Origin of the sequence: Streptosporangium sp. G11 (assembly GCF_051192615.1) — a bacterium.
Taxonomy (GTDB): Bacteria; Actinomycetota; Actinomycetes; order Streptosporangiales; family Streptosporangiaceae; genus Streptosporangium.
The window spans coordinates 1-17,980 of record NZ_JBPJUQ010000111.1; the positions used below are offsets into that span (position 1 = coordinate 1).

At 70.1% G+C, this 17,980-nt stretch carries 18 protein-coding genes; 14 read left to right on the top strand and 4 right to left on the bottom strand.

Going from position 1 to position 17,980, the window contains the following annotated elements:
- Positions 1-267: 267 nt before the first annotated feature.
- Positions 268-852: a TetR/AcrR family transcriptional regulator gene (locus ACSDR0_RS45090; protein WP_435295124.1), complete on the bottom strand. Its 585-nt coding sequence runs from the start codon at positions 850-852 to the stop codon at positions 268-270.
- Positions 853-1,036: 184 nt separating this feature from the next.
- Between ACSDR0_RS45090 and ACSDR0_RS45095 the strand changes: the two genes are divergently transcribed.
- From ACSDR0_RS45095 to ACSDR0_RS45105, 3 genes are all read left to right on the top strand, one after another.
- Positions 1,037-1,981 carry an SDR family NAD(P)-dependent oxidoreductase gene (locus ACSDR0_RS45095; RefSeq protein WP_435295125.1) on the top strand — a complete coding sequence of 315 codons (945 nt, stop codon included), beginning with the start codon at positions 1,037-1,039 and terminating at the stop codon, positions 1,979-1,981.
- 214 nt (positions 1,982-2,195) lie between these two features.
- Positions 2,196-2,630, top strand: coding sequence for a VOC family protein (locus ACSDR0_RS45100; protein WP_435295126.1), 435 nt, complete (start codon positions 2,196-2,198; stop codon positions 2,628-2,630).
- 294 nt (positions 2,631-2,924) lie between these two features.
- Positions 2,925-4,319, top strand: a complete 1,395-nt coding sequence (locus ACSDR0_RS45105) for an MFS transporter (protein WP_435295127.1) — start codon at positions 2,925-2,927, stop codon at positions 4,317-4,319.
- Between the two features lie 21 nt (positions 4,320-4,340).
- Here ACSDR0_RS45105 and ACSDR0_RS45110 read toward each other — a convergent pair whose 3' ends face one another.
- Entirely contained in the window at positions 4,341-4,643 is a 303-nt protein-coding gene (locus ACSDR0_RS45110; RefSeq protein WP_435295128.1) for an alpha/beta fold hydrolase, read from the bottom strand.
- A gap of 59 nt (positions 4,644-4,702) precedes the next feature.
- Between ACSDR0_RS45110 and ACSDR0_RS45115 the strand changes: the two genes are divergently transcribed.
- The 4 genes from ACSDR0_RS45115 to ACSDR0_RS45130 all read left to right on the top strand — a co-directional run bounded on the left by ACSDR0_RS45115 (position 4,703) and on the right by ACSDR0_RS45130 (position 7,950).
- Entirely contained in the window at positions 4,703-5,167 is a 465-nt protein-coding gene (locus ACSDR0_RS45115) for a TetR family transcriptional regulator C-terminal domain-containing protein (RefSeq protein ID WP_435295129.1), read from the top strand.
- A gap of 130 nt (positions 5,168-5,297) precedes the next feature.
- A complete protein-coding gene (locus ACSDR0_RS45120) occupies positions 5,298-5,936 on the top strand; it encodes a 50S ribosomal protein L11 methyltransferase (RefSeq protein WP_435295130.1) in 639 nt (212 codons plus the stop codon).
- A 221-nt stretch (positions 5,937-6,157) separates the two neighbouring features.
- Positions 6,158-7,297, top strand: coding sequence for a sensor histidine kinase (locus ACSDR0_RS45125; protein WP_435295131.1), 1,140 nt, complete (start codon positions 6,158-6,160; stop codon positions 7,295-7,297).
- Positions 7,294-7,950: a response regulator gene (locus ACSDR0_RS45130; RefSeq protein ID WP_435295132.1), complete on the top strand. Its 657-nt coding sequence runs from the start codon at positions 7,294-7,296 to the stop codon at positions 7,948-7,950. The genes ACSDR0_RS45125 and ACSDR0_RS45130 overlap by 4 nt, the downstream gene beginning before the upstream one ends.
- On the opposite strand, the gene ACSDR0_RS45135 is transcribed toward ACSDR0_RS45130, so the two are convergent.
- Positions 7,940-8,662 carry a DUF2306 domain-containing protein gene (locus ACSDR0_RS45135; RefSeq protein ID WP_435295133.1) on the bottom strand — a complete coding sequence of 241 codons (723 nt, stop codon included), beginning with the start codon at positions 8,660-8,662 and terminating at the stop codon, positions 7,940-7,942. The two genes, ACSDR0_RS45130 and ACSDR0_RS45135, sit on opposite strands and share 11 nt — an antisense overlap.
- Before the next feature lie 247 nt (positions 8,663-8,909).
- Here ACSDR0_RS45135 and ACSDR0_RS45140 point away from each other — a divergent pair, with 247 nt between their 5' ends.
- Together ACSDR0_RS45140 and ACSDR0_RS45145 are read left to right on the top strand one after the other, a co-directional pair.
- Positions 8,910-9,911 carry an NAD(P)-dependent alcohol dehydrogenase gene (locus ACSDR0_RS45140; protein WP_435295134.1) on the top strand — a complete coding sequence of 334 codons (1,002 nt, stop codon included), beginning with the start codon at positions 8,910-8,912 and terminating at the stop codon, positions 9,909-9,911.
- Positions 9,912-10,176: 265 nt separating this feature from the next.
- Entirely contained in the window at positions 10,177-11,076 is a 900-nt protein-coding gene (locus ACSDR0_RS45145; protein ID WP_435295135.1) for a DMT family transporter, read from the top strand.
- A gap of 56 nt (positions 11,077-11,132) precedes the next feature.
- Here ACSDR0_RS45145 and ACSDR0_RS45150 read toward each other — a convergent pair whose 3' ends face one another.
- Positions 11,133-11,795 (bottom strand): hypothetical protein, encoded by a 663-nt coding sequence (locus ACSDR0_RS45150; RefSeq protein WP_435295136.1) that lies wholly within the window; start codon positions 11,793-11,795, stop codon positions 11,133-11,135.
- A 55-nt stretch (positions 11,796-11,850) separates the two neighbouring features.
- Between ACSDR0_RS45150 and ACSDR0_RS45155 the strand changes: the two genes are divergently transcribed.
- From ACSDR0_RS45155 to ACSDR0_RS45175, 5 genes are all read left to right on the top strand, one after another.
- Positions 11,851-12,612: a MerR family transcriptional regulator gene (locus ACSDR0_RS45155; protein ID WP_435295137.1), complete on the top strand. Its 762-nt coding sequence runs from the start codon at positions 11,851-11,853 to the stop codon at positions 12,610-12,612.
- Positions 12,613-12,811: 199 nt separating this feature from the next.
- A complete protein-coding gene (locus ACSDR0_RS45160; RefSeq protein WP_435295138.1) occupies positions 12,812-14,113 on the top strand; it encodes an FG-GAP-like repeat-containing protein in 1,302 nt (433 codons plus the stop codon).
- Positions 14,114-14,272: 159 nt separating this feature from the next.
- Positions 14,273-14,605, top strand: a complete 333-nt coding sequence (locus ACSDR0_RS45165) for a hypothetical protein (protein WP_435295139.1) — start codon at positions 14,273-14,275, stop codon at positions 14,603-14,605.
- A 34-nt stretch (positions 14,606-14,639) separates the two neighbouring features.
- The gene (locus ACSDR0_RS45170) at positions 14,640-16,370 is read left to right on the top strand and encodes an ATP-binding protein (protein ID WP_435295140.1); all 1,731 of its coding nucleotides are present in this window, start codon (positions 14,640-14,642) and stop codon (positions 16,368-16,370) included.
- A gap of 431 nt (positions 16,371-16,801) precedes the next feature.
- Positions 16,802-17,980 (top strand): S8 family peptidase (locus ACSDR0_RS45175; RefSeq protein ID WP_435295141.1); only part of this gene is annotated, 1,179 nt, incomplete at its 3' end.

A 17,980-nucleotide genomic window follows, 5' to 3' on the forward strand; every position in this document is an offset into this window, starting at 1 on the left:
GCGCGCGTGGTGCTCATCGTCATGCTCCTGTGCGGTGGAGGGGTGTTGCCGTTCGGACACCACGAACACTAGAAACCGCCGGCACTTCCTTCTGCGCAGGAATGCACACTCACCGTCGAAGGTGCACTAATACGGATTCGTACCCCTTCCGCTACCCCGCTCTCCGCCGGTCCCCGGCAGACACCGAGAGACGCCGGGAGACGTCACCGGCCGGCGGGGATCCGCCAGGCCCGGAGCCACAGGCGTCAGGCCCACGTCAGGGCCGCGTCAGGGCGTGGCGGTGGCGCGGTAGCGCAGCCCGTCCATCAGCAGGTCGAGCAGGCGGCGGGCCTGGTCGCGCTGCTCGGGCTCCCCCGCGGCGAGGGACACACCGCCCATGCCCATGAGCACGTCGACCGGCTCGACGTCCGACCTCACGGTCCCGGCGGCGGCACCGGCCCGGAGCAGCGTCTCGATCGCCTCGACCAGCCGGTCACGGCTCTGCGCGTACGGATCCCCGCCGGACGCGATGACCACGCGCAACGCGTCGGCCATGCCGCGCTTGGTCGTCATGTAGTCGACGAAGTGATCCATCCAGGCGCGCGTCGCCTCATCCGGCGGCATGCTCCCCAGCAGGTCCGGCACGACGTCGCACAACCTGTTCAGCTCGCTGCGGTACGCCTCCTCGATGAGCGCCTCGCGGGTGGGGAAATGGCGGTAGAGCGTGCCGATGCCGACCCCCGCGGCCTTCGCGATCGCGTCGAGCGTCACGTCCGGCCCGTCCTGGGAGAACGCGCGCACGGCGACCTCGAGCAGCCGGTCACGGTTGCGCCGCGCGTCGGCTCGTAGCGGTCGGGGGCCGGTGGCCGACACGGTTTCTCCTCGTCAGTCCGTCAGGACGTGGTGGCCGGCGGCATGGGCGCCGGGGCGATTTGCTAAACGGAGGGAACTCCACTTAGAGTCGTTCGTAGTGGAGGCTCCTCCGTTTGTACATCGTACCGGTTGGGCCCCCCTGTACGCATCGCCGAGCGAACCGCCAAGCAGGACAGGCAGGATCATGACTGAGACCACACATGTCACCACGCCGTTCACCGCGACGTCCACCGCCGCCGAGGTCGTGGACGGCATCGACCTCACCGGCCGCCGCGTCATCGTGACCGGCGGGGCGTCCGGCATCGGCGTCGAGACCGCACGGGCACTCGCCGGAGCGGGAGCGGAGGTGACCCTGGCCGTACGCGACCTCGGCGCGGGAGAGCGCACCGCGGACGACATCATCGCGACCACCGGCAACAAGCAGGTCCTCGTCGCGCCGCTGGACCTCGCCGACCAGGCGTCCGTGGCGTCGTTCACGGCCGCGTGGGACGGCCCGCTGCACATCCTCGTCAACAACGCCGGCGTCATGGCGTCGCCCGAGACGCGCACGCCGGAGGGCTGGGAGCTGCAGTTCGCCACCAACCACCTCGGCCACTTCGCGCTCGCCACCGGACTGCACCGGGCGCTCGCGGCGGCCGGTGGCGCCCGCGTCGTGTCGGTCAGTTCGAGCGCGCACCTGAGCTCGCCGGTCGTCTTCGAGGACATCCACTTCAGGGAGCGCGCGTACGAGCCGTGGGCCGCGTACGGCCAGTCCAAGACGGCCAACGTGCTGTTCGGGGTCGAGGCGACGAGACGCTGGGCGAGCGACGGCATCACCGTCAACGCGCTCATGCCCGGCGGCATCCGGACCAACCTCCAGCGGCACATCTCCCAGGAGGAGCTCGACCGGGCGATCGCGGCGGCCGGCGGCACGGGCATCACCTGGAAGACGCCCGAGCAGGGCGCCGCCACATCCGTGCTGGTCGCGACGTCGCCGTTGCTCGAAGGCATCGGCGGGCGCTACTTCGAGGACTGCAACGAGGCCGGCCGGAACCAGCCGGGCTCCCGCAGCGGTGTCGCCGCCTACGCGCTCGACCCCGAGGCGGCCGCCCGGCTCTGGCAGGTGTCCATCGAGACGCTCGCCCCGTAACCACCGCCACCCCGTCCCATGATCACCGTCACCTCACCCCGCGCCCCTGGCCGCCTCCGGCTCACCCCGTAACCGCCACCGGCCTGCCTCACCACCGCCTCGCTCGCCGACCGGCCCGCCGGGGGCCGCGGGCGGCAGGACTCCCACGGCTGCTTACCATTCGCCTAGCGCCGGGCGTGTGGTGCCCGGCGCCCTCGAAAGGGCAGGAGTCCGGATGAACACGACAGGCTCGTCACCGATCCCACGGTTCCACCTGGCCGTCCCCGTCGACGACCTGGAGGCGGCCGGCCGGTTCTACGGCGAGGTACTGGGCTGCGAGCGAGGCCGCAGCGCGGACACCTGGACCGACTGGAATCTGCGTGGCCACCAGTTCGTCACGCACCTCGCACCCGGCCGCGGGCGCGAGGCCCGCAACCCGGTCGACGGCCACGACGTGCCGGTCCCGCATTTCGGGCTGATTCTCACGGTTCCACAGTTCCACGAACTGGCCGAACGATTCAGGGCGGCGGGCACCGCGTTCGTGATCGAGCCCTACCTGCGCTTCGAGGGGCGGCCCGGGGAGCAGTGGACGATGTTCCTGCACGACCCGGCAGGCAACGCCCTGGAGTTCAAGGCGTTCGCCGACGACTCGCAGATCTTCGCCGCCTGATCCGCGGTCCGAGCCACGACCCGAACCACGGCCCGACCTGGTGAAACACGAGTGCCGACCGGACCGTCACCGGGCGGCCGGCCGCGCCCGGCCAATGGTCCTCACCTTGACCGTCACGGTGTATCCGTATATCGATTACAGCGACCGTCCCGTCCACGCATGGACGGAATACAAAAAAGGGAAATTAAAATTCCCTTATCATTTTCAGCATGATATTTTATTGGACCGTCGTCGTGCACGCGTTGTAATTTCGCCACAACGCCTATATCCGAGCCTCACGTCCCGGAGTGAACAATGCACACGACCGAGCGTTCGTCGCCCGCGCGCCCCAGGAGCGGGCTCGCCGTCGTCGCCATCTGCTTCTTCACCATCGTCTTCGACGGCTACGACCTGATCGTCTACGGGTCGGTGGTTCCCAGCCTGCTGGGCAGCCAGGAGTGGGCTCTCACTCCGGCGCAGGCCGGGGCCATCGGCAGCTACGCCCTGATCGGGATGCTGATCGGCGCGGTCGTCGCGGGCATGATCACCGATGTCGTCGGGCGACGCAGGATCATCCTTGTCAGCATCGCGTGGTTCTCCGTGGCCATGGTGCTGTGCGCCACGGCGTCGTCACCCGAGCTGCTCGGCCTCTTCCGCTTCGTCGCCGGTCTCGGCCTCGGGGGTGTCGTACCGACGACGATCGCCCTGACCGTCGAATACGCCCCGAGGAACCGGCGCAACCTCTACAACGCGCTCATGTTCTGCGGTTATCCGGTGGGTGGCTGCCTGACCGCGCTGGTGGCCATGGCGCTTCTCGCCGAGCACGGCTGGCGCGTGATGTTCCTGGTCGGAGCCGCGCCCATCGTGCTGATCCTGCCGCTCGCGATCTGGCTGCTTCCCGAGTCGGCGAGCTACCTGCTGGCGCGGGGACGCCGGGCCGAGGCCGAGGCCGTGGCCGCCCGCTACGGGCTGGACCTCGGCGACGGTCACGACGAGCCCGTCGAGCCCGTCGAGCCGCGGGACGGCAAGGGCTTCACCCTGCCGTTCCGGCGGGGCTATCTCATCGCCACCCTTCTTTTCGGAGCGGCCAGCTTCTGCGGCCTTCTGCTGGTCTACGGTCTCAACACCTGGCTGCCGCAGATCATGCGCCAGGCCGGTTATCCCCTCGGGCCCGCGCTGCAGTTCCTGCTGGTCCTGAACATCGGGGCGATCGCCGGCACCATCGTGATGTCCGCCCTCGCCGACAGGATCGGGGCCAAGACCATCACGGTCTGCGCCTTCCTGGCCGCCACCGTGTCCATTTACCTGATGAGCCTTGACCTCGGCACCGGCCTGCTGATGCTCTGCGTCGCCGTCGCGGGGCTGGGCAGCGTGGGAACCCAGATCCTGGTCAACGGTTGCGTCGCGACCTTCTACCCGGCCTCATGCAGGGGCTCCGCCCTCGGCTGGACGCTCGGCGTGGGCAGGGCCGGTGCGATCGTCGGCCCGCTCCTGGGCGGCTGGTTGCTGGGCTCCGGCCTCGGATTCGAATGGAACTTCTACGGGTTCGTCCTGCCCGCCCTGCTGGGCGCGCTGTTCATCGCCGCGGTCCCGCGCATCGGCCTCCGCCGGCAGGCGCCGGTCGTCGAGGAGGTCGCCGAGGAGGGCGGCCCGCTCAGCACCATCCCGCCCCAGAGGCGGGCGCAGGCCCACCACGACGTCATGCGTTGACGGCCCGTCGACCCTCCCCGATCAGTTTCGCCGGGGGCCGACCGTCGAGGTGAGGAACTCGCGGACGACCCCGGTGAATCCGACGGGGTCGTTGGCGTAGACGAAGTGGTCGGCGTCCAGCTCGGCGAGGCGGGTGCCGGGACGCCGTTCGACCATGGCCCGGGCCTGCTCGGCGGGGATGACGCCCTCGGTGCCCCGGATCAGCAGGGCGGGACAGGTGCTCGCCAGCCAGCCGTCCCAGTGATCGCCGTGGACCAGCTCCTCGGAGTCGACGATGTCCTGGGGGGTGGAAGGGCAGGCGTCAGGTGCCGTCGGCGTTCTCACGCAACGTGTCGGCGAAGAAGGGGCCCATCTGGCCTGGCCCTTTGACGAGCGCCTGACGGGTGGGGGCCCGGTCGCGCAGGGCGAGGACGAAGGCCAGCGGGTTGAGGCCGTGCGGGTCGAGCGAGACCGGCCGCTCCCTGTCCGGCTACGCTGAGCCGGGCTCCACCCCGGCCCAGCAGTACGAGGCCATGTGGGAGAGGATCATCGAGTCCTTCACCGCTCACCGGCCGCTGTGGATCGCCAGCTTCGAGGCGTTCCTGCAGGCCGAGCACTATCCCGAGCTGCGGCGGCATCTGTCTCGCGGCCAGGTCGAGGGCCGCCGCGGGCTGGTGGCGATCCTGGTGGGCGTCGAGGAGGACGCGGTCGGAGACGACACGGCGCGCACCCTCGGCTCGGTGCAGATGGCCCTGATGAGCGGCGTCGTAACGCAGTGGCTCCTCGATCCCGAGCAGGCACCGTCCGCGGCCGAGGTGGTGGCCGGGCTGCGAGCCATCGTGGCCGGACTCGGCGCCGAGGCGAGGTGACGGCGATTCCCTGGAGCCGCGCGGGGCTCCGTTATGGTGATCTTGAGATGTGTGAGATTTTTGCCTGACCGCAGAATCTGTCGTCTCGACAACCGTGAATTTCATAGTTGACACGAGATCGGAGGATCGTGTGGACATTGATCACTGGGTCGCGATCGGTCGTGATCTTGAGTCGAGCCCGGCCGTTCACCGGCCGTCGTCCTTTTCCGCGCTGCTGGCCGCGACCATGGGTGATTGCGAGGGAAAGGTCGTCATCGACGCCGGATGCGGTGCCGGTCTGGTCACCCTGGCGGCACTCTCGGCGGGGGCCGCTCACGTGGTGGCCCAGGACTACGACCCCGCCGCGCTGGCCGACACCGCCCGCAACGTGGAACGATTCATCGGGCCGGCCGCGAGAAGGCGGCTGAGCCTGTGGGAGGCCGACTGGAGCCTTCTCGGCCCGATGCGCGCGGACCTGCTGGCGGTCAATCCGCCCCAGCGTCCGTCGTCCCTGCTTCCCGAGGTGGACCCCGAGCTGCGCCATCTCCACGCGGGAGGGGGCCAGGACGGCCTGGACGGGATGCGGCTGGTGCTGGCCCACGCGGGTGCCACCCGGGTCCGCACCACCGCGGCCGGTGTGCTCAAGCTGGCCGACGCGGAGATCCCGGGATGGAGCGAGCCACTGATCGTGGCGAGCGCCGACATCCCGTACGACGCGGCGTGGCGGACGATCGTTCCCAGCCTGCACGACCGCGTGTTCGTGTGGGAGTTCGAGCGTTCGAAGGCTTGAGAGGGAGAGACCACCGAGACGGCGGTGGCCACGGGGCCCTTCGGATGCCCACGGGCTTTCCGGGCTTTCCGGGCCTCCGGCTCTTTCGGACTTCCGGATCTTCCGGGTCTTCCGGCTCTTTCGGGCTTCCGGGTCCGCCGCGAGGGCCGAACCAGCCGGTGAACGCACCTTTCGTACTTTGGGCCGATCCGGATTGGTACGGGCTCTCGTACCATGATGAGGTGCTCCCCCTTGTTCGATCCGTATGGGACGAGCCCCGTCCCCCCAACCCCCCGACACGGGTGTGGCGAGACTGGGTGCTCGTGGGGCTGCTCGTGCCGGTCGCGCTGCTCGAAGGAGTGCTGCGACCGGACCTTCCGTGGCGGGTCGTCTCGGTGGCGGTCACCATCGGCCTGATCCCCACGTTGCTGTGGCGCCGGAGCAGGCCCCTGCTGGTGGTCGCGATCGTCTTCGGCACCACGAGCCTGGCCCCGCTGTTGACGGGCGGCGACCCCGTGGAGACGTACACGATGGGGTATCTACTGATCGTGGTGTACTCACTGGTCCGCTGGGGGGCCGGACGCGAGGCCGTGATCGGTGTGACGATCATGCTCGTCGCGGTCTACCTCTCGGTCGTCTTCGACCGCATCGCCTCCGCCGACGTGGTCGCGGCGTTCGCCATCATGTTCTCCGCCCTCGCCCTGGGCGGGGCGTTCCGGTATCGGGCGAGGGCGAGGATGCGCGAGCTCGATCAGGTCAAACTGCTCGAACGCGAGCAGCTGGCCCGCGACCTGCACGACACCGTCGCCCATCACGTCTCGGCGATGGCGATCCGCGCCCAGGCGGGCCTCGCCACATCGGCGTCGCGGCCGAACGCCGCGACGGAGGCGCTCCACGTGATCGAGGCCGAGGCGTCACGCGCCCTCGCGGAGATGCGTGCCATGGTCCGCGTCCTCCGGCGGAACCAACCGGCGGACCTGACGCCCGGCCGGCGCATCACCGATCTCCACCAGCTCGCGAGCCGGGGCTCGTCAGGCCCGTCCGTCGACGTGGAGATCTCGGGTGACCTCGACGACCTCCCCCCGCCGGTCGAGGCCGCGATCTACCGCCTCGCCCAGGAATCGGTCACCAACGCCCTGCGACACGCTCGTCAAGCCACCCGCGTCGAGGTCCGCGTCACCGCCGACGACACGTCGGTGCACCTGCGCGTGAGCGACGACGGCGACACCGGTTCCATCCGCCCGCCCTCACCGCCGGGATTCGGGCTCATCGGCATGATCGAACGCGCCGACCTGCTCGGCGGCACCTGCGAAGCCGGCCCGAACCCCGATCGAGGCTGGACCGTCACCGCCGTACTCCCCCGGACCGGATCGGCGACGTGAGCATCCGGGTGCTCGTCGCCGACGACCAGGAGATCGTCCGTACCGGGCTCGCGATGATTCTCGACGCCCAGCCGGACATCGACGTCATCGGCGAGGCCGCCGACGGGTGGCGGGCCGTCGAGCTCGCGCGGCGGCTGCGCCCCGACGTCTGCCTGTTCGACATCCGCATGCCCGGCATCGACGGCATCCAGGCCACCCGCCTCCTCGCCGGGCCGACCGTCGACGACCCCCTCGCCGTCGTCGTCATCACCACGTTCGACCTCGACGAATACGTCTACGCCGCCCTGAGGGCCGGCGCCCGGGGCTTCCTGCTCAAGGACGCCGGCACCGTCCTGCTCTCCCAGGCCGTCCGCGCCGCCGCCAACGGCGACGCGCTCATCGCCCCCAGCATCACCGCGCGGCTGCTCGGCGCCTTCGCCGAGGCCGGGCCCACCTCGGCGCCGTCGCAGCCCATCGAGGCCCTCACGGACCGGGAGGAACAGATCCTCGTCGCCGTGGCGCGGGGGCGGACCAACAGCGAGATCGCCGGCGAGTTCCACATCTCTCTCAGCACCGTCAAGTCCCACATCGCCAGCCTCATGGCCAAGCTCGGCGCCCGCAACCGTGTCGAGATCGCCATGTGGGCCTACGAGACCAGGCGCGTCAAGAGCTGATCCGGGCGCGGGGCCGCCTGCGGATGATCCACTCGGCCACGGCGAGGTTGATCACCCAACCGGCGCCCACGAGCAACGCCCTGCTGAACTCGTCGGTCGTGCCGACGAACAGGAACCAGGGCAGGTGGGTCAGCGCCTGCGTGCCCGCGGCCACCCCGATCGCGTAACCGCGGATCATCCAGGCGCGGTGCCGGGTGATGTCCCGCCGCCGGATCGCGGCGAGGCCGAGAACGATGGACAGGACCATGGCCGAGCCGAACACGAGCCGGAAAGCGGCGAGGAGATCACCGTCACCGGGCGGGCGGGCGTAGAACAGGGTCATCCACAGCCCGGAAAACGCCACGACCAGTCCGCTCGGGACCAGAAGCCGCCCGGCGGCGCGGTGCCAGCCGGGCCTGCGGCGGCGGAAACCGGGGGCGAACTGGAAGGCCCCCAGAAGGCTGTACAGACTGACGCAGAGAATGTGCAGCACCACGGGCACCGGCGCCGCGAAGAAGCGCGCGTTCCCCGGCGTGACCGCCGCGCCACCGGTCAGCTCCGTCAGGCGGACGGCACCGGCGACCAGGGGGATGACGCTGAGCAAGATCAGCCCGGCGGGCACGAGCCGGTCCGCCCTGAAGGAGGAGGTCTTTCCGTTCCGGCCGTCCGCCGGCCCGCCGCTCCGCGGCCGTCGCGGGAACGGGCGGTGTTCCTTCGTGCTCTGGTTGGTCATGTCCCGATCGTGACGGCTCGGGCGGGGGCGGTTCATCGCCAGAACGGCCAGGACCAGGGTGGCCGATCATCCACCGATCGGGCGTACTTTCGGCTGATGAGCCCCTCGCGAGGCTCTTTTACATTGATTTCCGTGGCACGAGGCACTCTCGGCGCCATCCGGTCGGCGACGCCCCCGATCCACCGATGTCGGCCACGACGTCGATCCGCGAGTACGGCGTTCTCCGACGGACCCGTACCCACCCACGATGGATGAGGAGAATGCGTTGAAGGCGTTCGTCCTGCGCTCGTACGGCTCACCCGACGTTCTCGATCTGACGGACATCGACATGCCTGTTCCCGGCGACGACGAGGTACTCGTCCGGGTACGCGCCACCTCCGTTCAGCCCTACGACTGGCACCACATGAGAGGCGAGCCGTACGTCTCACGCCTGATGGGCGGCCTCGGGCTGCGCAAGCCGAGGATCAGCATCCTGGGCGCCGACATGGCCGGGCAGGTCGAGGCGACCGGCAGGAACGTGACGGGATTCCGCCCCGGTGACGAGGTGTTCGCGCTGCTCGAACAGGGCGGCTTCGCCGAGTACGTATGCGTCAGGGAAGACGAGCTGGCACCGAAGCCGAAGAACGTGTCGTACGAGCAGGCGGCGGCGGTACCGATGGCGGGCAGCACCGCCCTGCTGGGCCTGCGCGACGAGGGACGGATCCAGCCGGGGCAGAAGGTCCTCGTCAACGGGGCCTCGGGAGGTGTGGGGACGTTCGCCGTCCAGCTCGCCCGGGTGTTCGGCGCGGAGGTCACCGGTGTCTGCAGTACGAAGAACATGGACCTGGTCCGGTCGATCGGCGCGCATAAGGTCATCGACTACACCAAAGAAGATTTCACCCGGAACGGGCAGCGCTACGACCTCCTGCTGGACATCGCGGGAAACCGGCCGGCCTCGGCATGCCTGCGAGCGTTGACCCCCAAGGGGACCCACGTCCTCATCGGCGGGCCGGGCGGCCGATGGCTGAAGCCTGTCGACCACATTTTCTCCGTGCTCGCGGTGTCGCGGTTCGTGTCCCAGAGGGCGGCCATGGTGGACGCGACCCGATGCCCACAGAACAAGCAGAACCTGATGATGCTGGCCGAGCTCATCGAGGCCGGGAAGATCACCCCGATCATCGACCGGGGCTACCCGTTCGAGGAGATCCCTGCGGCCGTCCGATACCAGGAAGCGGGACGCTCCCCCGGAAAGGTCGTCATCACCCTCTGAGACATCGGCACCCACCACGCGCACGACGATCACCTGCGGGCACCGGCTCGGCACGCCTCCACAGGAAAAAGTCCTCTCCCCCGAGACACGGGCTCGGCACGCATTCACGGGAGAAAGTCCCCTCACCCTGGGGCACCGGCTCGACATGCCTCCGCGGAAGGAACTCCCTCACCACCGACGATCACAGCGGCCGGGGAGCCCTCCGCCGAGGCGGTGGTGATCGCCCGAACCTCGTGGGCCACAATGGCCCACGGAGGTGACGGTGATGATGCGGCGTGGTGTCGTGGCGACACTGATCTCCGCGACGGCGTTCGGGATCATGCCCATCTTCGCCTCCTACGCGTACGGCACGGGCATGTCGGTGACGACGCTCCTGATGCTGCGGTTCGCGATCACGGCGGCGGTGTGCCTCGCGTGGCTGACGCCGCGTGGCAGGCTCGGGCGGCTGACGGGACGGCAGTGGGCGAGCCTCGCGCTGCTGGGCGGCGGCATGTACGCGGCCCAGTCGCTGCTGTACTTCACGGCGGTCCAGCGAATCGCGCCCGCCCTCGCGGTGCTGCTGTTGTATCTGTACCCGGGGCTCGTGTCGGTTCTGTCGGCGATGGTGGACCGCACCCGCCCGAGCTGGACCGTCGTCGGGCCGATCCTGGTCTCGCTGGCCGGGCTGACCCTCGTGGTGGGCCGTCTCGACGCCGGTCTCGACGTCCTCGGCGTGCTCGCCGCCGTCGGATCCGCCGTGGCCTACGCCCTCTACATCGTCCTGGGCAGCAGGATCTCCGTCGAGCTGTCCCCCACGATCACCACGGCCTACCTGTCGGTGTTCGCCACGGGCTCGTTCACGCTGCTCGGCCTGACGACCGGCGGCCTGGACCTCGGTTTCGCGGCGGCGGGCTGGGGCTGGGCGGCGGCCTTGGCGATCGTGTCCACCGTGATCGCGATCGGGCTGTTCTTCGTCGGGGCCACGACACTCGGCCCCGTCCGCGCGTCGATCCTCAGCATGCTCGAACCCGTGGTGGCCGTCGTGGCCGCCTGGCTGCTGCTGGGCGGGACTCTGTCCGGGCCGCAACTCCTGGGCGGGGCGGTCGTACTCGCCGGAGCGGTCTGGGGCATCCTGGCGACCCCGTCCCGTGGCACCGCCCCGTCGAAGGAGAAAGCCGCCGCGTAGAACGTGTTCCATACGCACCCCGGGCCGTCCACGGCCGGCCCGGCCGCATCCCCGGGTCACCCACCGCGTAGATATCGCCAGCCCAGCACGCCGAACCACAGGATGATCGGCAGGTGAAGGGCGTACCCCAGCTGCTCCATCATCACCGACGGCCCCCGGACACCGGTCGTCCACGGAAGCGCGACCGCGACCAGCCCCGGGAGCGCGACGACCGCACCCGCACGGCGAAGCCCCGCGGGCATCGGGACACCGGCCACGGCGGCGGCGGTGGCCGCGACCCAGAGCAGCCCGGCCAGGTTGACCATCCACTTGGCGGTGAGGAGGACCGCCGCGGCCACGGGGACGGCCGCGGGGACGGCGGTCAGCTGGGTCAGCTGGGTCAGCGCCAGGTTGCCGGCGTCATGGAGCATGCCCGCCAGCCCGGCCGCCGTCAGCAGCCCCCCGGCGAGCACCACCAGATACGGCCTGGGCGCCCTGGCGGAGCCCGCGGCCATCACCAGCCCCGCGGCGGCCAGCGCCAGCCAGCCCAGCACGTCGAGGGCCAGCTCGGTCATGTGCAACCCGACGTGCTCACCCACCGCGGCCAGCGCCCCGGCGGGATCGGAAGGATTCAGGGTAAGCCCCGATGGCACCACGACGGCCGCACCGGCGATCATGGCAGTCAGCGAGCTCAGCAGCAGCACACCGGCGAGCCGGCTTCCAGGGTTCGAGTCGGTCATGGACGGTGACGGTAGAACCCTGACGCAGGGACAAGGTCAAGCGCGAGGGGGCGATATGTGGCGGATCGGACAACTGGCGCGCATGGCCGGCGTCTCGGAACGCACCCTGCGCCACTACGACAAAATCGGGCTGCTCGTGCCCGCCGCGACAGACCGTGCCACCGGCTACCGCTGGTACGGCGTGGCAGAACTGTCCCGCCTCGAACGCATCCGCGCGTTGCAGCGCCTCGGCCTGCCGCTGCGTCAGGTCGCCGACCTGCTGGAGGCGCCCGACGCGCGACTGCGGCAGGCCGTGGCCGAGATCCTGGCGAGCATCCGGCATGACATCACCGCCCTGGCCGCGACCGCGGCCCACGCGGAGGACCACCTCGCGACGCCGATGTCGATCCTGCCGCAGCAGACCACGGTGGGCCCGCGCCGCCTACGCGTCCACCACCTGCACCTCGATGACCCGGCCAGGCTGGCCACCGTCTGCCCGGCGCCGCCCGCGACCCTGCTGACCTGGCTGCGCGGGCACCCGACCGGTGGATTCGCCGCGGCGGTGACCACGGATCGCGGCGGGGAGCAGCTCATCCTGCCCGCCCGTACCGTCGTACGCGCCGTCGTCCCGCCCGCCGGCGTGATCCAGGCCGGGCGGGACCTGTTCGGCTGGCTGGACCGCCACCATATGGACGTCGCCGGTCCCAATGTGGAAGAGCACCTCATGGATGCCGACGGCGCGCGGGCCACCGTCCTGGAAATCCCCGTACGTCCACGTGCGACCCCGGGGAAGGGCGCGAGGCATCAGCCGCCGGACGCCGGCCTTCGACCACCGTGACGAACTTCCCGCGCGGCCTGTCCACGTGCGACACCGGTAGACGGCGACGCCCCGAAGACCGGCGGCCGACCAACCTCTGAGGACGGCGGCGGGCGGCGGGCGGCGGGCGGCGGGCGGCGGGCGGCGGGCGGCGGCACACCCTGGCAGACCGGCGGAACGCCACTGTCCGCGGACGAGACCTTCTTGCTACCGTCCCCGCATGTCCCCTCGCATAGTGGTCATCGTGCTGGCGGCCGTGCTCGCCACCGGAGCCTCGCTGCCTCCTCGCCCCGTCCGCGGAGACGTCAACGGGGACGGCGGCGCCGACCTGGTGGTAGGTGGCGCCGGTCCGCTCACGATTCAGCCCCTGAAGGGCAGAGCGGCGGTCCGGAACCAGCGCGCGACCGCGCTGTCGACGGGCGACTTCGACGGGGACGGCCTCGCGGACGTGGCGGTCGGCGCCGACGGCACGGTCACCATCCTGTACGGCGGACGCGCGAAAGGCCATGTCGGCCGGACCGGCCGTTTCACCCCCGGCCAGGGAGGCGTTCCCCGGCTCGGCACCGGTCACGGCTTCGGCAACGCGCTGACCACCTCCGACTTCAACCGGGACGGTTACGTCGACCTCGCCGTAGGAGCGCCGGAGACCACACTGGACACCGCGGCGACGCGCGGCGGCGCGACCGTCGTCCTGTACGGCTCCCGCCTCGGTCTCACCGCGTCCGGGGCACTGCGGCTCAGCCAGAGCGCGCCGGGGGTGATCGGCTTCAGCCAGCACAGCCGTCTGTTCGGCGCCGCGCTGGCGGCCGGGGATGTGACCGGCGACGGATACAACGACCTGGTGGTCACCGCTCCGTCCGGACGGCCGGGATACGACATCGGCGGGGCCGTCCACGTGTTCAAAGGGTCGGCCAAAGGCGTGACGGTCACCGGAAACACCATGGTGACCAGCGGAAACGTGGACGGTCGCGTTATGGACACGCGGGCGTGCGCGGGCGGCCCCGACGGCGCCGACAACAGGGCGAACACCGCCAGGTGCACGCGCGAGCCGTTCGGCTGGTCGGTCCGGGTCGGCCGCTTCCACGGCGGCAGGTACGCCGATGTGATCGCCGGGATCGGCACCGGCAAGCTCCTTGTCCTGCGAGGCGGTCCCGCGGGCGTCGACAAGGGCCGGCTGAAGACACTGGCGCTGCCCGGCATCACCGGAACCAGCGCCCCCGCCAACGATCACCCCGGCTCGCTCGCGGCCGGCGACATCGACAAGGACGGCTACACCGACCTCGTCGCGGGGGCTCGCGGCAGAGGCGAGGTCGCCGTCCTGTACGGCTCCGCCGCCGGGCCGCGCCGGCCGGTCTGGCTCGGGAAAGGCGGGGTCAACGTGGCGCTGCTCGACGTGGACGGCGACACCGTCCCAGAACTCGCCACCACCGACGGTGACTCCACCCGGGTTCTGTGGATCAAGAACGGCCGGGTCGCCAGGACCACCGCCCTTCCCCTGCGGGGACGGCTGATCGCACGTTGACCACCGGCCCACGGGCAGCGCCGGAGGCGGAGCTTCGGAGCCGTCCGGGTCCGTTCGAAGATGTCGCGCGCCGACGTCAGAGATGCGAGGAAACCTCTTCGGCCCGATGCCGGTGAGGTGGATTATGAGGACATGACCGGACGTCGTATTGCCCTCCTGGTGACAGCTGTTCTGGTGGCGGCGTTGGCCGTGGCGCTGATGGTGCTGCGCTGGGACGACGCGAACAAGGTCGCCGTGGTGGTGTCGGCGTTGGCGGCGGTCGCGGCGGTGGGCGTCGGCGTGTGGGCGGCCTCGTCAGGCACCAGGCCGTCGGGGAGCGGGTCGCCGCGGGTGTCGCGGTCGGGTTCGGCCACGGCGGGCCGTGGCGGGCGTGCGGTGTCGGGGATCGCCGATCGGTCGGGGTCGCTGCCCGGCGAGGCACGGGTGGACCGTAGCGGAGACGCTCGTACGGGAGACGACGGGGACGCGGTGTCCGGGATCTCCAGAGGCTGACGGCGGAAACGCCCTGGTCGGGCAGGGGTGAGACGTGTCGGGCGGCAGACCGTTCTGGAAGATCTGGGCCGGCCGGACAGGTTCGGCGTCGGCCGGCGATCACAGTGTGGTCGTCACCGGCGTCGCGAACTTCGGCGCGATGCCCGCCACACCGTCACCGTCGGGATACCTGCAGCGGGTGCGCCAGGTGTTCCCGGGCGTGCTGGTCGGGCGTGAGACAGAGCTGGCCGAGCTGGCGGCGTTCTGCGCCGTGGACAGGGGCCCGGCGTATGTGTGGTGGCAGGGCGAGGCATGGGCGGGCAAGACCGCGTTGATGGCCTCGTTCGTACTCGCTCCCCCGGCCGGGGTGCGGGTGGTGTCGTTCTTCATCACCGCGCGGTGGGCGGGCCAGAGCGACCGAGGCGCGTTCTTGGGATCGGTGCTGCCGCAGCTTTCGCAGATCACCGGCGAGTCGCTTCCGGACGTCCTGACCGAGGCGCACCGGCACGAGTGGTTTCTACGGCTGATGGACGACGCCGCGCGCCTGTGCGCGGTCGGCGGTGGTCGGCTCGTGCTGGTGGTCGACGGGCTCGACGAGGATCGGGGGGTGACGACCGGCGCGGACGCGCACAGCATCGCCGCGCTGCTACCGGCCTCCCCTTCGCATGGAGCGCGAGTGGTGGTCGCGGGACGGCCCAACCCGCCGGTGCCCTCCGACGTTCCGGACTGGCACCCGTTGCGTGATCCACAGATCGTCCGGCCGTTGACCGCGGTGCCCGCGGCGGTGGTGGCACGCAGGGAGGCCGAACGGGAGCTGCTGCATCTCGTGGACGCCAAAGGGCTGGGCCGCGAGCTGCTCGGCCTGCTCACCGCGTCCGGTGGCGGCCTTTCCGGCCAGAACCTGGCAGAGCTGGCCGGGGTGTCGGTCTGGGAGGTCGAGCGTGTCCTGCGGGCGGTGACGGGCCGGACTTTCACCGGCCGCGACAGCACCTGGCAACCTGAGCCCGATCGGTTGTTCGTCCTGGCCCATGAGGAACTCATGCAGACCGCGCTGCACTGTCTCAGCGGCGACCTCGACGAATGGCAAGACCGGATACACGTCTGGGCCGACGGTCACCGGGACCGGGGCTGGCCGGCGGGGACGCCGGAGTATCTGCTGCGTGGATATCTGCCGATGCTACTGAAGGTCGGCGATGTGCGACGTATGACGGCGCTCGCGACCGACCGGGCCCGGATTGACCGGATGCTCGACGTGAGCGGCGGCGACGCAGCGGCCATGGCCGACATCACCGCGATCCAGGAGTACATCCGCGATCAGCCTCACCCCGACCTCACCGCGACCCTCCATCTCGCCTACACCCGCGAATACATCACCCAGCGCAACAGCAACATCCCCGAGAACCTGCCCGCACTCTGGGCCATGCTGGGCAATCCCACCCGAGCCGAAGCGCTCGCACAGTCCGTCACCGGCCCGGTCGGGCAGGTGAAGGCGTTGACCTCACTGATGGGGGCGGTTGCGGAGACCGGTGACCTTGGCCGCGCTCGATCACTGAGCGACCAGGCCGAGACCATCGCACGCACCATCGCCGACCCCTCCCAGCAGGCAAGCGCGCTGACCTCACTGGCCAATACCGTCGCGAAGACCGGTGACCTCGATGCCGCCAGGCGACTGCTCGTCATGAGCCTGATCACCGTTGATCCGAACTCGGCGCTTCAAGCCTTGGCCGTGGTCGCCCCCCAAGCAGTGCTTGCCGTCACACCGGATTGGCTCGGGGTCGAATCGTGACGGGCCGACCGGCGGTGAACGCGAGGAGTCGGCCGTGCCGCGGCACAAGAACCGCTGCCCACGCCAGGACCACCGCCCGCGCGGGAACGTCGACTCCCTGAATCCAAGGCGGTTTTCTTCGCGTGAACAATGGCCACGTCGTTGTTCGTGCTCGCGTCAGGCCGCGAGATCCGACAGTCGTCCGGACGAGCACCAATTCGAAGTCGATACACCGTCGTGGTCCGGACCGACCAGATGTCACGTCTTTTCGTCGGTCCCGCTCAGTACTCTGAGCCCCACGTTTACCGTTTACGGGGATATTTCAATACATCGGCAATGGAGGCAGTCGTGTAGCTGAGCATTTCCATGGTTCAGCTCCTTTCGCCCGCCGATGGTTTCCCCTTCCTCAGCCCGTCCGGTTCAGGACGGTTCACTCCCCCCTCGGAGGATCAGTGAGACTACGGTCTCTACTGGCGAGCACCGCTGTGCTCGCCATCACCGCGACGGCCGCGCTAGCCGTCGGAGCACCGGTTCAGGCCGCGGCCGCCACCCCGGCGGTGGCGAAAAACCTCTTGGCCGAGGTGAACGACGGCAAGAAGGTACGTGCAATCGTCGAGGTCAGAGGCTATGCCGCCCGGGTGGCCGAAGCCCTCGAAGCGGCTTCGAGCGAGACCACCGTCATCGACAAGACAAGCTCCAGCGACTTTCTCGTCGTCACCATCGACAAGCCGACCCTCGCCGCGGCCATGACCAATGACATGGTCAAAGCCATCTACAAGGACGAGTTGAGCAAGCCGACGCTCGACGTCAGCACCAGGCTGATCGGTTCGGACAAGGCCAATCAGGCGGGCTGGACCGGCAAGGGCTCCACGATCGCGATCCTGGACACCGGCATCGACCGCGATCACCCGTTCTTCACCGGGCGGATCGTGGGCGAGGCCTGCTTCTCCACCTCCGATGCCGACCCGCTCTACCAGGCCGACTCGTTGTGCCCCAACGGCCAGCCGTCCCAGATCGGCACGGGCGCGGCCGACGCCGAGACCGCGAAATGCGTCGTGAACGGCGCGGTCAAGTGCTACCACGGCACGCACGTCGCGGGCATCGCGGCCGGGAAGAAGACCGGAACCGCGCCCTCCGACGGCGTCGCGCCGGAGGCGGGCATCCTGCCGATCCAGGTGTTCTCCCGGTTCAACGGCCCTATCTGCCGGGAACTGGCCACCTCCGCGCCGTGCTTCCTCAGTTTCACCTCCGACCAGAAGCTCGCGCTGCAGCACGTCGACCGGGTACACGCGGGGCTGAACGTCGTGGCCGCCAACCTGAGCCTCGGAGTAGGCCCGAAGCACAAGGTCCACTGCGACCAGGACCCCGCCTACGGAGCTCTCATGTGGGAGATCCTCTGGCTCAAGGACTTCGGCGTGACCACCGTCGTGGCGGCGGGCAACGACCGGCATGAGGACGGCGTGGCCAGCCCCGCCTGCATCTCCGCGGTGGTGTCGGTCGGCGCGACCAGCAACCGCGACAATCCCGCGCCCTTCACCAACCGCGGTCCTCTGCTCGACCTCTTCGCACCCGGCGTGGCCATCGACTCCGCCATACCCGGCAACACCTTCGGTGTCCTGAGCGGCACCTCC

Bases quoted from the DNA above. Each gene is read 5' to 3' on its own strand.
- ACSDR0_RS45095 (WP_435295125.1), top strand. From the start codon at position 1,037: ATGACTGAGACCACACATGTCACCACGCCGTTCACCGCGACGTCCACC.
- ACSDR0_RS45100 (WP_435295126.1), top strand. From the start codon at position 2,196: ATGAACACGACAGGCTCGTCACCGATCCCACGGTTCCACCTGGCCGTC.
- ACSDR0_RS45105 (WP_435295127.1), top strand. From the start codon at position 2,925: ATGCACACGACCGAGCGTTCGTCGCCCGCGCGCCCCAGGAGCGGGCTC.
- ACSDR0_RS45135 (WP_435295133.1), bottom strand. From the start codon at position 8,662: ATGACCAACCAGAGCACGAAGGAACACCGCCCGTTCCCGCGACGGCCG.
- ACSDR0_RS45140 (WP_435295134.1), top strand. From the start codon at position 8,910: ATGGATGAGGAGAATGCGTTGAAGGCGTTCGTCCTGCGCTCGTACGGC.
- ACSDR0_RS45145 (WP_435295135.1), top strand. From the start codon at position 10,177: ATGATGCGGCGTGGTGTCGTGGCGACACTGATCTCCGCGACGGCGTTC.
- ACSDR0_RS45150 (WP_435295136.1), bottom strand. From the start codon at position 11,795: ATGACCGACTCGAACCCTGGAAGCCGGCTCGCCGGTGTGCTGCTGCTG.
- ACSDR0_RS45155 (WP_435295137.1), top strand. From the start codon at position 11,851: ATGTGGCGGATCGGACAACTGGCGCGCATGGCCGGCGTCTCGGAACGC.
- ACSDR0_RS45160 (WP_435295138.1), top strand. From the start codon at position 12,812: ATGTCCCCTCGCATAGTGGTCATCGTGCTGGCGGCCGTGCTCGCCACC.